The sequence below is a fragment of the Myxococcus sp. AB025B genome, assembly GCF_006518215.1.
Classification (GTDB): domain Bacteria; phylum Myxococcota; class Myxococcia; order Myxococcales; family Myxococcaceae; genus Myxococcus; species Myxococcus fulvus.
The window spans coordinates 1-14299 of sequence record NZ_SRLW01000257.1 but is presented as its reverse complement, the minus strand read 5'-3'; the positions used below and the strand labels follow the sequence as shown (position 1 = coordinate 14299).

The window sequence follows — 14299 nt, the reverse complement described above, 5'->3', positions numbered from 1 at the left end:
CGCCCGGGAGCTGGGGGCCGAGTGGGCGGGGGGCTCGGAGGTCATTCCACCCGAGCCGCTGGACGCGGCCATCCTCTTCGCGCCCTCGGGGAGCCTGGTGCCGGCTGCGCTGCGCGCCGTGGACAAGGGCGGCGTGGTGGTGTGCGGCGGCATCCACATGAGCGACATCCCCACGTTCCCCTATGCGTGGCTCTGGGAGGAGCGCGTGGTGCGCTCGGTGGCCAACCTGACGCGGGCGGACGCGGTGGAGTTCCTGGCGCTGGCCCCCCGCGTGCCGGTGCACACGCGGGTGCAGGTGTTCCCCCTGGCGGCGGCGAACGAGGCGCTCCTCGCGCTGCGCGAGGGACGGGTCCACGGCGCGGCCGTGCTGGAGGTTCGCGGGTAGGTGGGGCCATCCGCCCCGCAGGCTCTGCGCGCTGTCCCATTCCTCCGCAAAGCCTGCGGCCCGTGCCGCGCGAACCCCTGACATTCCGCGGGGTTGGTGCTGGCAGGGGGGATGCAATGAGAAGGGGTGCAACCCGAGCCCCGCACGAGCGGGGACAGCACCCGAGGTCGACGATGAAGCGAGCGTTGCAGATCACCTACCGGGGCATGGCGACGAGCGAGGCACTGAACGAGCACATCCGCGACCACGCGGAGAAGCTGGAGCAGTTCTTCGACGGCATCGTCGGATGCCATGTGGTGGTGGACGAGCCGCATCGACACAAGCACCAGGGAAACCACTTCCGGGTGCGTGTGGACCTGCATGTGCCCGGCAAGGACCTGGTCGCCGCCAGGGACCCCGACGAGCACGCCGCGCACGAGGACCCGTACCAGGCCGTGACGGACGCGTTCGAGGCCGTGCGCCGACAGCTCCAGCACTACACCGGAGCGCTGCACGCGCATCACCGCCACGGTTGAGCGCGGTGTGGGTCGGAGAGGGTCCGCGTGAGGGGCCCTCTCCGGGGGCTCATGCCGCCGCGCGCACCATGCCCAGCACCACCACGAAGTGCAGCGCCGCGCCGACGAGCGTCAGCGCGTGGAACACCTCGTGGTAGCCGAAGACGCCGGGCCGGGGGTTGGGGCGCTTGAAGGCATACGCGAGCGCGCCCAGCGTGTAAGCCAGGCCTCCGGCGAGGATGAGCAGCGTGGCGCCGAGTCCCACCGCGCGGAAGACGTCGCCGAAGTACGGCATCATCGTCCACCCGACGCCGACGGCCAGCGCCGCCGTCACCCACTTGGGCGCGTTCACCCAGAACATCGACTGGAGGATGCCCAGCAGCGCGCCCGCGTACAGCCACGGCATCAGGCGGTTGCCCACCTCGGGCGGCAGGCCCAGCAGCATCACCGGCGTGTACGTGCCCGCGATGAGCAGGAAGATGGCGGCGTGGTCCGCCCGGCGCATCCAGGTGCGCCCGCGCGGCGACCAGTTCACCCGGTGATACGTGGCGCTGATGGTGAACAGGGAGACCAGGCTCACCACGTACGCGCCCGCGGCCACGGCCGTGCGCCACGTGGGCGCCATGGCCACCAGGACGACTCCCGCGCCCACCGCGAACGTCGCCGCCCACTGGTGCAGCACGCCGCGCAGCTTCGGTTTCTCCCCGGCGAGTACCGCCGCGGTCATGGCGCCTCCCCGCCGGAAGCGCTACCCATCCAGACGGAAGCATCCATGACGACGGCCCTCTTGGTTCGTCCCTACCGCATGGTAGGTTCCGGTTGGGTAGGTTACTGGTGAGTAGGTTCGAGGTCAACGTGAAGAAGAAGCAACGGCTCACGGGCGCCGAGCGCCGGGTCCAGTTGATGGAGATTGGCCGGGAGGTCTTCGCGGCGAAGGGCTACGAGCCCACCTCCATCGAGGAGGTCGCGCAGCGGGCGGGCGTGTCCAAGCCCATCGTCTACGAGCACTTCGGCGCGAAGGAGGGGCTCTATGCGGCCATCATGGAGCGGGAGATGGACGACCTGGTGGCGCGCGTGTCGTCGAGCATCACGGAGGGCTCGCCGCGCCGGCGCTTCGAGGGCGCGGTGCTCGCGTTCATGGCGTACGTGAAGGACGAGCCCGCGGGCTTCGCGGTGCTGACGCGGGATTCACCCCTGGCGACGGCGCGGCGCGGCCTGACGCGCGTCATCGACGACCTGGCCCACCGCGTGGGGGATGTGTTCCGCAGCGAGTTCGAGCGCGCCGGATACCCATCGAAGGTCGCGCCCATCTACGCCAACGCGCTCGTCGGGATGGTGACGCAGGTGGGGCACTGGTGGGCCGCCGAGGGGAAGTCGTTCTCCACCGAGAGCGTGGCCCGTCACGTGGCGGCGCTCGGCTGGATGGGGCTGCGGCACCTGCCCAAGGCCCCGTCGCTGCCCGCGCGCGAGCAGGGCGTGGACGGCAAGCCCTCGAAGACGAAGTCCGCGCGAAGTGCTCCGCGCGCGAAGTCCCCGGGACGGTGAGGCGCGAGGGCGCGAGCACCTTCGGCGCTCGGGTCGGAGCGCGCGCGGTCGCCTGTCCAGCGCGCGCGTTCGACGCCGTGGCGTGTCTGCCGGGCTCGCTCGACTGGGCGGATGTGCCCGCGTGCGCGCTGGCCCGCAGGGTGCGTTCCCTCGGAGCGCCGAGGCGCCGGAGCCGTGTGCGGGACGTCCGCCGGATGACGCCTGTCGCCTCCCCCGCGGGTGTGGGTGCTCGCCATCTAGCGCTCGTGTGCAGGGGGCCAGTGAGTGGCGAACAGTCCTGCGCATCCGCGGACGCGCGCGTGGACCGCTCGTTATCCTCGACGTCTGCCCGCCATGAATGCTCCGCGGCTCCAGGTCCTGGTGGTGGATGACGAGGCGCCCGTCCTCGCCACCACCGCCGCCGTGCTCTCCGAGGACTTCGACGTCCAGACCGCGCGCGACGCGTTCGCCGCGCGCCGGCTGCTCGCGCGTCATCCGTTCGACGTCCTCTGCACGGACCTCCACATGCCCGGGCCCAGCGGCATCCAGTTGTTGCGCCAGTCGGTCATCCGGGACCCCTTCCTCGCCGGGGTGCTCGTGACGGGCTCGCGCGAGTACCTCGACTGGCGAGACAGGCTGGACACGCAGGGCCTCTTCTATCTGGTGCTCAAGCCCTATCAGCCCTCGGACCTCATCGGGATGATCCGCCGCGCCGCCGAGTCCGCCCGCCTCAAGCGGGAGATGAGCCAGCTCTCGCTCGGCCTGGCCGAACACAAGTGGGGGCCTCGATGAGCCCTCCCTCCGGTCCGCCGGGGGAAGCTCACGACGAGGCCCCCTCGACACACGGCGCTCGCAGCCGGACCTCGCGCCCTCGTGCCGACATCCCCTCACCCCGGGCCGTTCCCCACGAGTCCGCCACCACCCTGGCGCACGACGCACGGCGCCGTGTGTTCCCAGGGCCGCTGCTTCCAGGGGAGCGAGCAGGCACGCGGGTTTGCAGTCATCACTTCCGGACATTCCTTGGCCTATGATGCGAACGGTCTACGGCCCCGTACCGGAGGAACCGCCCGCGGCCCGGGCCACGAACACCCCATGAAGCCCACGGAGGATGTCAGCGGCCCCACGGTGGCTCTGAAGGAACGCGCCGTCCTGCTGTTCCACGAGCACCTGGGCGCCGTGCGCCGTCGCACGGACCGGCTGTTCGCGGGGTTGATGCTCGCGCAGTGGGCCGTGGGGGTCCTGGTGGCCCTCTTCGTGTCGCCCTATGGCTGGTCCGGCGAGGACCGCGCGCTGCATGCACACGTGTACGCGGTGCTCTTCCTGGGCGCGGCGCTCACCGTGTTCCCCATCGCGCTGGCGCACTGGCGGCCCGGGGCCACCTCCACCCGGCACGGCGTGGCGCTGGCGCAGGTGCTGTGGTCCTCGCTGCTCATCCACCTGACGGGTGGGCGCATCGAGACGCACTTCCACATCTTCGTCTCGCTCGCCTTCCTCTCGCTGTACCGCGACCCGTGGGTGCTGCTCACGGCGACGTGCGCCACCGTGGCGGACCACGTCATCCGGGGGCTGCTCTGGCCGGAGTCGGTGTACGGCCTGCCCAATCCGGAGTGGTGGCGCTTCCTGGAGCACGCGCTGTGGGTGGGCTGCCTGGACCTGGTGCTGCTGCACGCGGGGAGGGTGATGCGGCGGGAGATGCGCGAGGTGGCGGTGCGGCGCGCGGAGCTGGAGCTGGCGCGCGAGCGCGAGGAGGAGAAGTCCGCCGAGCTGGACCGCGCGCTGCGCGAGCTCAGCGGCTTCCAGGAGCACCTCATCCGCGTGGAGAAGCTGGCCGCGGTGGGTCAACTCGCCGCCAGCGTGGGTCATGAGCTCCGCAACCCCCTGGCCGCCGTGCGCAACGCGCACGCCTACCTCTCCCGACGGTTGAGCCGGGATGCGATTGGGGCCGCGGATGACCCACGCGTGCCCCAGTTCCTGGGCGTGATGGAGCGCGAGCTGGGGGCGTGCGCGAAGATCATCTCCGACCTGCTCGACTTCGCGCGCGAGCGTCCCCCCGCGCTGCAGCCGTGTCCTTTACGACCTCTGGTGGACGAGGCCATCGGCGTGGTTCCCTCCCGGGAGGGAGTTCGCATCGTGAACGATGTCCCGGAGTCATTGCCCGTGCCCAGCCTGGACAAGGAACAATTCCGTCAGGTGCTGGTGAATCTGGTGCAGAACGCGGTGGAGGCCATGCCTCAGGGAAGGACGGGACAGGTTTCAGTGCTGGCGGAAGGTGGAGACGCGGGGCCCTGGGCCATTCGCGTGGTAGATGACGGGACGGGCATCCCACCGGATGTGCTGCCCAAGATTTTCGAACCGCTGTTCACAACCAAGACGCGCGGCACCGGCTTGGGGCTGGCCATTGTGGCCAACATGGTGCAACGTCACGGAGGCACAATCTCTGTGCGAAGCGAAGCCGGCCGGGGTAGTGAATTCCATATTCATCTCCCGGCAACCGCGGCGGCGCAGGCCGCATGATGGAGGACGTGGCTTTGGGCCCCGCTCGCATCCTTTTGGTCGACGACGAGGAGGGGCTGCGCATCACGCTCGCGGCGAACCTGGAGTTGGAGGGCCACACCGTTCTGGAGGCCTCCAACGGCGAGGAAGCGCTGCGCCTGCTGGGTGAGCACCCGGTGGACGTGGTGCTCAGCGACATGCGCATGCCGGGCTTGCACGGGGTGGACCTGCTCCGCCGCATCAAACAGGCGCGACCGGACATGCCCGTGGTGTTGATGACGGCCTTCACGGCGGAGGAGCTGGTGGAGGACGCGCTCGCGGAGGGCGCGTTCACCGTGCTGCCCAAGCCCTTCGACGTGGCGCACGCGCTGGACACCATCCTGCGCGCGGCGCGGGCGCCGCAGGTGTTGGTGGTGGACGACACGGAGCCGGTGGCGCGCGCCATGGTGCGCGCGCTGAGCACCGTGGGGCTGCGCGCGCGGGCCGTGTACAGCGGCGAGGAAGCGCTGACGTGGCTGCGCTCGGGCGACTTCGACGTGTGCGTGTTGGATTTGGTGATGCCGGAGATGAGCGGGCCGGAGCTGGTGGCCAAGGTGAAGGCGGCGGACCTGTCGGTGGCGGTCATCGCCATGTCGGGCCACGTGGTGCCGGAGCTGCTCCGGAAGGTGGCGGCGCAGGGGGCGGTGGTGTGCATGACCAAGCCCGTGCCGCTGCGGGAGCTGGTGCAAGCGATTGCCCGGGTGAGGGGTCAGCCGAGGGCGCAGGGGCCTGCGGGGCCCCAGGGCGCGAGGAATTGACGGATGGGCGCGCGCGCAGACCTCCAGGCTCGGGAGCGGGCCGCGGTGGCGGACGTCGTGGCCTCCACGTTGCGGCATGACCTGCGCAACAAGCTGGCCAGCGTCCGCAATGCCTCGTTCTACCTGATGCGGAAGATGCAGAAGACGGACGCCTGGGGCGCGGATGCCCGGGTGGAGGCCTTCTTCCAGCTCATCGACAAGGAGCTGGCGGCCGCGGAGGAGGTGCTCACGCGCCGCGCGCCGGTGTCGAGCAGCGACCGGCCGCTGTGTCACGCCAGCGAGGCCGCCGAGCGCGGGCTGGCGGAGGCGCGGGTGCCCGAGCACGTGCGGGTGGTGCGCGAGCTCAAGGCGCGCGACACGGTGCCGCTGGACGTGGAGGACCTGGCGCTGCTGGTGCGCTGTCTGGTGGACAACGCCGTGGAGGCGATGCCGCGCGGCGGGATGCTCACGCTGCGGACCTGGGACGTTGAGGAGGGTGAGGGCGGCGTGGGGATTCGCGTGGAGGACTCGGGAGAGGGGCTGACGGCGGAGGCGTATTCGCGTGCCTTCGAACCTTTCTATTCCACGCGCCCGGGACACGCGGGGCTGGGGTTGAACATCGTGCAGCGGTTGGTGCTTCGCCAGGGTGGGAAGGTGACGCTGGATGGGGGGCCCTCCGGGGGGACCCACGTCGAGGTCGTCTTTCCCCATCGCCCGGAGGCGCGCGGCCGGACGCGGCTGGGGCAGGATGAGATACGGGGGAGCAAGTGATGGAGACGAGTTGGACCTTCGGGCGATGCCTGCTGCTGGTGGAAGATGACCCGTCCAACCGGATGACGCTCGCGGCGCTGCTGGAGGAGGCGGGGTTCGCGGTCGTCACGGCGGGCTCCTATTCGGAAGCGGAGCGGTGGCTCAACCAGCCGCGGCCCATCGACGCGGTGCTGCTGGACCAGAGTCTGGGGGACGGCTTCGGGACGGGGCTGATTCCGCTGGTGCGTCACCACATGCCGGGCGCGAAGGTGGTGTTCGTCACCGGCGCGGACAGCCCCATCGACATGCCGGTGGACGCGGTGTTCCGCAAGGGCGACCACTTCGACAACCTGCTGGCCTTCCTCTTCAAGCTGTTGCCGCAGCGGCCGCTGGGGATGTCGTCGTCGTCGGGCCCGCGTCGTCCGTGAAGCGGGAGTCGCCGGCCTTCGGGCGGGCTGCCTCGGCGTCAGGGTGCTCCGCCGTGTGACAGGGTGTGAGCGGCTCGCTGGAGTGTGATGTCGGTGTGCAGGCGTGGCACGTCGCCGTGTTCGTGCGCGAGCGGTGATACAGCGGACAGCGAGCGCGTGCCCGGGCGGTGAAGCGTCATGCGTCGGACAGACGCGCTGGCGTGCGCCGGACCCATCCCTACGTTGCGAGCCCTGGCGCGAGACGGGTCGCGCGGTCGAGGGGAGGGGTGTGTGGGCGAGCTTCTGACTGGAGGCGAGGAACGGTTCCGCGCGCGGGACCTGGGGGCTCCGGAGACGGAGGGCCTGGGGCCCGAGGATGCGAACGACGCGCTGAACGTGATGGAGGCGCTGGAGGGAGACCTCGACGCGTACCTGGACCGTGAGCTCACGGTGGGTGAGCTGGCGGATGCGCCGTCGTCGCGCGAGGTGACGGAGGGCATGCGCGCGCTGCTGGAACTGGCCGAGGAGGAGACGCGGTGGCTGGCGGACCTGCCCGCGCCCTCGTGCTCCGATGGGGCGCCGGAGGCCGTGGCCACGCCGGAGTCGGTGCCCGTGGTGATTCCCGAGTGGATGCGCGCGAACCCCCAGGTGCCCGTCGCGGACCCCGTGCGGATGGCGTGGTCGTACTCGAAGGAGGCGCCGCGGGCCGTGCGCGCGGCGGGGACTTCGGAGGCTCCGCTCAATCTGCAGGAGCGACCGTGGGGGATTCCCCTGGTGCCGCCCTCCGCGTTGGAGGGGAGTGACGCCGAGGGCGCGCGCAGTGATTGGGATGGCGCCATCGCGCCGGTGATGTCGAACCCGTGGAGCGCGACGAGTGGTGCCGTGGCGCACGGGCGTGGCGCGCAGGCGTCGCGTCGGAGCCGTGATGTGGTCTCGGGTGTCCTGCTCGGTGTCGCGGGCGTGGGCGTCGTCGCGGCGGGGATGCTCGTGGTCGCGAGCGTGCGCATCTGGGAGCAGGGCTCGAGCGCGTCGGTTCCGTACGAGCGAGCGGGCGCGATGGGGAGCGTCGCTGGCGCGTCCGTGAACATGGCGGGTTCACCGGTGCACGCGTCGGGTGCATACGCCGGGGGCGCCTCGGGTACGTCCGTGAACGTGGAGGGCTCGCAGGTGGGGAGCCTCACGGGTGTCTCGACGCAGGCCTCGGGCTCGTACGTCGGAGGCGCTGCGGGTACGTCACCGAGCGTGGCAGGTTCGCAGGTGGGGAGTCTCGCAGGTGTCTCGACGCAGGCCTCGGGCTCGTACGTCGGCGGCGCTGTGGGTGTGTCACCGAACGCGGCAGGTTCGCAGGTGGGGAGTCTCGCAGGTGTCTCGACGCAGGCCTCGGGCTCGTACGTCGGAGGCGCTGTGGGTACGTCACCGAGCGTGGCGGGTGCGCAGGTGGGAGTCCTCGCGGGCGCATCGATGCTCGCTTCGGGTTCGTATGTCGGGAGCGCTGCGGGTGCGTCACCGAACGTGGCGGGTGCGCAGGTGGGGGGTGTGATCCCCGGTGTGTCCACCTGGACGGGCATCGGCTCGACGGGCCCCATCGGTGTTCTGCGTCCCGTGCCCTCCGAGGCGTGGTCCCTCGGCGGTGTCCCGGGCGTCTCCGCGGGCGCCGCCCTGCCGGGTCTCGCGAGCGTCGGCACGCAGGGCGCGAGCGTGGACACGAACGCGCGTCCCACGTCGAGCACGGGCCCCAGCAACGCGGACCTCATGGCCCGTCGTGACACGCAGGCGGTGAAGAACGGCGAGCGTCGCTCCCGCGTGGAGCCACCCTCGCCCCTGCCCACCGCGAAGCCCGCGGCCCCTGCTGTCGCCGCCGTGGCGACCGCAGCCGTGCAGGAGATGACCTTCGACGAGCCCGACACCCGCAACGACGCCGACACGGCGCCCGCCGACACCGGGGATGACTCGGACGCCGCCAACGAGCCGGAGTCCGAGCTGGACGAGGAGTTCGCGCGCGAGCTGGGCTTCACGGAAGAGGCCGACGCCCAGGCCGAGGAGGACACCGCGCCGACCCGCACGGTGTACGTGCCTCCGGCGCTCGAGGCGAAGCAGCACCTGACGCCGGAGGACGTGAAGCAGGTGGTGCTGGCGAATCAGCCCGCCATCACCGCGTGTCTGCGCCAGCACGCGGCGGACACCTCCGCGGAGAAGAGCGGCCGCTTCGTGATGCGCTGGTCCGTGCAGCCCGGCGGCGAGACGACGAACGTCGCCATGGACACGCAGGCCCTGCGCGCCACGCCGCTCGCCGGTTGCATCGAGGGCGTGGTGCGCACCTGGAAGTTCCCCGTGCACGCCGTCCGCATGCAGGAGCCCATCCGCTTCCCGTTCGTCTTCTAGTCCGCGCGTCGACGAGGGGCGGGGCCGTGCTTCAGGCCTCGCCCGTCTCGTGTCCGAAGACCTCGCCGGGGTTCGGCGCGGCGGGGCCTTCCGGCGCCTGCTTGACCAGCGGCGCGCGCCACCGGCCGGAGAAGTAGTAGGCCATGCTCACGGCCAGCGACACCGCGAAGCTCAGCGCCATCGCCAGCCACACGCCCGTCACGCTGTTCATGCGGTGTGACAGCCAGTAGGCCACCGGCACCCGCACCACCCAGAGGCTCACCAGCGAGAACACCGTCGTCACGAACGTGCGCCCCGCACCGTTGATGATGCCGTTGCTCACGAAGATGAGCGCGAACAGCACGTAGGTCGTCCCGACGATGTGCAGGTAGGAGACGCCCGGCGCGATGACCGCCGGGTCCGAGATGAAGATGCGCAAGAGCGCTTCCGGGAACGACACCGCCACCAGCGAGATGAGCAGGGTGATGCCGCCGCTGAACAGGCAGCCCCACTTGAAGATCTCCTGCACGCGCTCATACCGCCCCGCGCCCAGGTTCTGTCCCGCCAGTGTGGACACGGCCATGCCGAACGTCATCGCCGGCATGAACGCAATCTGGTCGATGCGCGACGCCGCGCCGAAGGCCGCCGTGGCCACCTCGCCGAAGCTGTTGACGATGCCCGTCACGAACACCATGCCGATGGACACCAGCGACTGCTGCACCGCCGCCGGCACGCCGATGCGCAGCGTCTTCAACGTGGTGGGGCCCAGGTGGCCCAGCCGGGGCATGCGCGGCGCGACGGGCACGTCCTTCTTGCGCAGGTAGATGATGAGCGCGGTGAGCGCGAGCAACTGCGAGACGACCGTGGCCCACGCCGTGCCGTTCAGCCCCAGCTTGGGCAATCCCATCCAACCGAAAATCAGGATGGGGTCCAGCACCGTGGTCAGCAGCAGCGAGGCCGCCTGGAAGTACAGCGGCGTCTTCGAGTCCCCCACGCCCTGCAGCAGGCTGCGCGTCAGGAACAGGCCGAAGCCCAGCGGCATGGAGAGCAGGAAGATGCGCAGGTAGCTGACCGACTCCGCGTGGATCTCCAGCGGCGTGGCCATCAACGTGAGGATGGTCGGCGCCAGCCACTCGCCCAGCAGCGTGAGCACCAGGCCCAGCGCGTAGATGAGCAGCGTGGAGCTGTCCACCACGCGGCGCAGCTCGTCCATCCTCTTGGCGCCGTAGCTCTGCGACACCAGGATGCTCGTCGCCATGGTGAGGCCCATGCCGATGGAGAACAGGACGAAGACGACGGGGAAGCTCACCGTCACCGCCGCCAGCGCCTCGGTGCCCAGGAAGCGGCCCACCCAGATGGCGTTGACGAAGCTGTAGGCCGTCTGCAGGAAGCTCCCCACCAGCATGGGGATGGAGAAGGCGACGATGTGACGGGGGATGCTGCCGGTGGTCAGGTCGCGACCGAATGACGGTTTCATGAGCCGAAGCTCTCGTTCAGGGGGTCCATCGAAAGTCCCTCAGGAGCGGCCCTCACCCGAGCATGGGCCATGAAAGGAACTCGCCAGGAGCCTGAGCGGGCCATGCGATTCCAGCGGAGGGTGACGTCGTCTTTCCGGGTCTGGGCGTCCCTCGACACCCATGAGGCAGCTTACGGAGCCCCCCTGTCGTCGCAAGGTCTTTCGTGGGCGCGCCAGGGAGCCTGTCAGGCGAGCATGTGTGCGGCGCGCGGCGCGTGTTGGCCTTAATGTTTCGAAATGTCGCGCAAGCCACCCCCACCCGAGGCCCCGCCCGGCGCTCCCGCGACGGAGCTGCACGTCTGTCATAACTGCATGGTGCGCCTGGACTCGAGCCTGGGCGGCGTGGACCTGCCGCGCCGCATCCGCGAGGCCGTGGCCGCGCGAGGCCTGGGTCCGACGACGCGCGTGTTCTCCTCGGGATGTCTGGGCGAGTGCCCGCTCGGCCTCGTCACCGTGCTGGTGCTGCCTCCCAGCGGCACGGGCTCGAGCCTCCAGCTCATCGACGCGGCGAAGGACGGCGAGGACCTGGCCGAGCGCCTCGCGAACCCACCGCCGCCAGCTGGGCCGCCTTGAGCAGCGCCTCCACCATGGGCACGCAGCTCGCCTCGCCCTTGCCCGCAATCGCATAGGCGGTGCCGTGGTCCGGCGACGTGCGCGGCACCGGCAGCCCCAGCGTCACGTTGACGGTGCGCTCGAAGTCCAGCGCCTTGGCCGGGATGAGCCCCTGGTCGTGGTACATGGCCAGCACCGCGTCGTACCTGCCGGCGATGTCATCCGGCTTCGCGAACAGGCCGTCGGCGGGGAGGGGCCCGTGCGCGTCCACCTTCGCCGCGCGCGCCCTGCGGATGGCGGGGCCGATGACCTCCACCTCCTCGCGTCCCAAGAGGCCACCCTCGCCCGCGTGGGGATTGAGCCCCAGCACGGCGATGCGCGGCTTGCGGCCCACCACCGGCTCCAGGCTGCGTGACAGGAGCTTGAGCTGCGCGACGAGCTTCTCCACCGTGAGCAGCGAGGACAGCGAGGACAGCGGCACGTGGTTGGTGGCCAGCGCGATGCGCACGCGCGGCCCGTCCATCATCATGAGCACGTCCGCGCCGAAGGCCTCCGCGAGCACCTCCGTGTGGCCCATGAAGGGGATGCCCGCGCGCGAGATCTGCTCCTTGGACACCGGCGCGGTGCACAGCGCGTCCACGTGTCCCTCGCGCATCGCCTCGATGGCGCGGGTGATGAACGCGAACTGCGCGCGGCCACCGACGCGTGAGGGCTTGCCCGGCACGCGCTCCGCCTCGTTCAGTCGCGTCACCTCCACCACGGTGGGGGACTCGACGCGGCCCAGCGCCGCGAGCTCCACGCGGGCATAGCGACGGAAGAGGGGGAAGCGCTCCAGCGTGGGCCCATCCCCGAAGACGACGGGGATGAGCGCGCGACGCACGGCGGGGCGGGCCAGGGCGCCGGCCGTCACCTCCGGCCCGATGCCCGACACATCACCCAGGGAGATTCCGACGAGGGGGAGGCTCACGCACGCGAGCATCCCCCGCCGGACCTCTGTCCGGCTACATCTTCACTTCGACGTTCGCCTTCTGCCGCAGCTCCTGCACGTACTGGTCGAGGAACTTGTCCGTCTTCTCCTGGAGCAGCTTGTTCTCCAGCTTCGGACGCATCTCCTCGTACGAGGTGGCGGCCACCGAGCGGCGCTCCTCCACCTTCAGGATGTGCCAGCCGAAGTTGGTGCGCACCGGCTCGCTGACCTCGCCCTCCTTCAGGTTGAAGGCGACCTTCTCGAACGCGGCCACCATCACGCCGCGCTTGAACCAGCCCAAGTCGCCACCGTCCTGCGCGCTGGGGCCCTCGCTGCGCGCGCGCGCCAGGGAGGCGAAGTCCATGCCCTCGCGGCGGGCCTCCTGCGCGATGCCCTCGGCCTTCTTGCGCGCGGCGGCGACCTGCTCCTCGGTGGCCTTCGGGTCCACCTGCACCAGGATGTGGCGCGCGTGGACCTCCGAGTCCTCGCTCTCCACGCGGGCGTACTGGTTGTAGGCCGCCTTCAGGTCCTCCTCGGTGACCTTCACCTTGGGGCCGACCTTCATGCGCAGCAGGCGGTCGCGGAGGATGCGCTTGCGCAGCATCTCCCGGTAGGCCTTCATCGTCAGCCCCTCGGCGGCGAGCACCTGCTCGAACTGCGCGGGGTCCGTGATGTTGTTCTGCCGGCGCACGTCGTTGACCAGCTCGTCCACCTCGCCCTCGGTCGCGGAGATGCCCATCTCCGTGATTTCGGACTCCATCAGCTTCTCGCCGATGAGCGTGTCGAGCGCCGTCTTCATCAGCTGCGCGCGCATCTCCGCGCGCTTGCGTGGATCCGGGTCGTTCAGGCGCGACATCTCCGGCGCCGCGCGCTGCTGCACTTCCGACAGCGCGATGACGTCGCGGTTCACCACCGCGGCCACCTTGTCCACCAGCTCCGCGCGCGCCGACGTGGCGCCCCCCAGGAGCGCCGCCGCAGCGACGAATGCCACCAGCTTCTTCATTCCGTGCATCCTTCCGCACCACCCAGGCGCCGTCCAACCTTCCGACGACCCCCTGCATTTCCCGTCACTTCGCCGCCTGCGGGACCACCGCGGGCACTCCGCGGATGGCCTGCAGCGTGGCCTCGTTCACCTGGACCTGCGCCTTGTCCCGCAGGTCCTTCTCGAAGGCTTCCTGGGCCTCGGTGCGCTTGTGCTCCAGCAGCTTGGCCTCCACCCACTGCCGGGCCTCGGCGAAGTCCCGCTTGCGGGCGGGCTTTCGCTCCAGCACCTTGAACAGGTGGTAGCCGTACTCGGTGGACACCACGTCCGAAACCTGACCGACTCCCAGCTTGAATACCACCTCGTCGAAGGCCGGCGGCATCTGTCCTCGGGGGAAGAAGCCCAGGTCGCCTCCCACCTTGGCGTCCGCGCTCAGCGAGTACCTGCGCGCCAGGTCCGCGAACTTCTTGCCCGACTTGAGCTGCGCCTGCACCCGGCGGGCCTCGTCCAGGCCCTTCACCACGATTTGCGCCGCGTGCACCTGCTCGCTCTCGTTCAGCTCCGCCTCGTGCGCGGAGTAGTACGCGCGCAGCTCCTCCTCCGTCACCGCGACGCGCGAGTACACGTGGCTGGCGAAGAGCTTCTCAATCGTGAGCCGGCTCGCCTCACGGGCGCGCAGCTCCGCCATGGACAGCTGGCCCTGGGCCAGCACCTCGTTGAAGTTGCCGGCCGGGTAGTCGCCCGACAGCCGCAGCACGCCCCGGTCCACCTCTTCGGGCGTGACGGTGAGGTTGTTCTTCCGGGCCGCCTGCAAGAGCAGCATCCGGTGGATGTACGTGTCCAGCAGCGTGCGCTTGAAGGGTTCAATCTCCTCCGGCGTGCGCTGGGACACGTCCGTGGACGCCAGCTCCCGGGCCAGCTCCTGCTCGAAGTCCGTGCGCGAGAGCACCTCGCCGTTCACGGTGGCGACCACCGTGTCTTCCGGCGCGGACTTGACCGGGGTGTTGCAGGCCGGGCCCAGCGCCAGGGCGAGCACCAGGGACAGAAGGGGGGCGCGGGTGGGAGAAAGACGCATGCGCGAGGTCCTGGGGG

General features: G+C 70.5%; 14 protein-coding genes and 1 pseudogene. 10 read left to right on the top strand and 5 right to left on the bottom strand.

Features of this window, described 5'->3' with window-relative positions; all coding sequences use genetic code 11:
• Window positions 1–385, top strand: a pseudogene (locus FL311_RS32380) (alcohol dehydrogenase); the annotation flags it as partial.
• 173 nt (window positions 386–558) lie between these two features.
• Window positions 559–900, top strand: a complete 342-nt coding sequence (locus FL311_RS32375; protein WP_046710649.1) for an HPF/RaiA family ribosome-associated protein — start codon at window positions 559–561, stop codon at window positions 898–900.
• Window positions 901–949: 49 nt separating this feature from the next.
• Here FL311_RS32375 and FL311_RS32370 read toward each other — a convergent pair whose 3' ends face one another.
• Window positions 950–1606: a hemolysin III family protein gene (locus tag FL311_RS32370; protein WP_141331307.1), complete on the bottom strand. Its 657-nt coding sequence runs from the start codon at window positions 1604–1606 to the stop codon at window positions 950–952.
• A 107-nt stretch (window positions 1607–1713) separates the two neighbouring features.
• On the opposite strand from FL311_RS32370, the gene FL311_RS32365 reads away from it, so the two are divergent.
• From FL311_RS32365 to FL311_RS32335, 7 genes are all read left to right on the top strand, one after another.
• Window positions 1714–2424, top strand: a complete 711-nt coding sequence (locus FL311_RS32365) for a TetR/AcrR family transcriptional regulator (RefSeq protein ID WP_228557226.1) — start codon at window positions 1714–1716, stop codon at window positions 2422–2424.
• A gap of 333 nt (window positions 2425–2757) precedes the next feature.
• Window positions 2758–3195, top strand: coding sequence for a response regulator (locus FL311_RS32360; RefSeq protein WP_141331305.1), 438 nt, complete (start codon window positions 2758–2760; stop codon window positions 3193–3195).
• 300 nt (window positions 3196–3495) lie between these two features.
• Entirely contained in the window at window positions 3496–4917 is a 1422-nt protein-coding gene (locus FL311_RS32355) for a sensor histidine kinase (RefSeq protein ID WP_141331303.1), read from the top strand.
• Window positions 4917–5693, top strand: a complete 777-nt coding sequence (locus FL311_RS32350; RefSeq protein WP_274622238.1) for a response regulator — start codon at window positions 4917–4919, stop codon at window positions 5691–5693. Before FL311_RS32355 ends, FL311_RS32350 begins: the two co-directional genes overlap by 1 nt.
• Before the next feature lie 3 nt (window positions 5694–5696).
• A complete protein-coding gene (locus tag FL311_RS32345; RefSeq protein ID WP_141331299.1) occupies window positions 5697–6443 on the top strand; it encodes an ATP-binding protein in 747 nt (248 codons plus the stop codon).
• Complete coding sequence (locus FL311_RS32340) at window positions 6443–6850, top strand: response regulator (RefSeq protein ID WP_046710657.1); 408 nt, start codon at window positions 6443–6445, stop codon at window positions 6848–6850. The genes FL311_RS32345 and FL311_RS32340 overlap by 1 nt, the downstream gene beginning before the upstream one ends.
• Before the next feature lie 270 nt (window positions 6851–7120).
• Entirely contained in the window at window positions 7121–9211 is a 2091-nt protein-coding gene (locus FL311_RS32335) for an AgmX/PglI C-terminal domain-containing protein (protein ID WP_194869451.1), read from the top strand.
• A 31-nt stretch (window positions 9212–9242) separates the two neighbouring features.
• Here the strand turns inward: FL311_RS32335 and FL311_RS32330 are convergent, their stop codons facing one another.
• On the bottom strand, window positions 9243–10667 hold the full coding sequence (locus FL311_RS32330) for an MATE family efflux transporter (protein ID WP_141331295.1): 1425 nt from the start codon (window positions 10665–10667) through the stop codon (window positions 9243–9245).
• Window positions 10668–10943: 276 nt separating this feature from the next.
• On the opposite strand from FL311_RS32330, the gene FL311_RS32325 reads away from it, so the two are divergent.
• Window positions 10944–11279 (top strand): (2Fe-2S) ferredoxin domain-containing protein, encoded by a 336-nt coding sequence (locus FL311_RS32325; RefSeq protein ID WP_141331293.1) that lies wholly within the window; start codon window positions 10944–10946, stop codon window positions 11277–11279.
• Here the strand turns inward: FL311_RS32325 and pdxA are convergent.
• From pdxA to FL311_RS32310, 3 genes are all read right to left on the bottom strand, one after another.
• Window positions 11203–12225, bottom strand: coding sequence for a 4-hydroxythreonine-4-phosphate dehydrogenase PdxA (gene pdxA, locus FL311_RS32320; protein WP_141331291.1), 1023 nt, complete (start codon window positions 12223–12225; stop codon window positions 11203–11205). The two genes, FL311_RS32325 and pdxA, sit on opposite strands and share 77 nt — an antisense overlap.
• Window positions 12226–12259: 34 nt before the next feature.
• Window positions 12260–13228 (bottom strand): peptidylprolyl isomerase, encoded by a 969-nt coding sequence (locus FL311_RS32315; protein ID WP_194869450.1) that lies wholly within the window; start codon window positions 13226–13228, stop codon window positions 12260–12262.
• A gap of 64 nt (window positions 13229–13292) precedes the next feature.
• Window positions 13293–14282 (bottom strand): peptidyl-prolyl cis-trans isomerase, encoded by a 990-nt coding sequence (locus FL311_RS32310; RefSeq protein ID WP_141331287.1) that lies wholly within the window; start codon window positions 14280–14282, stop codon window positions 13293–13295.
• Window positions 14283–14299: the final 17 nt, after the last annotated feature.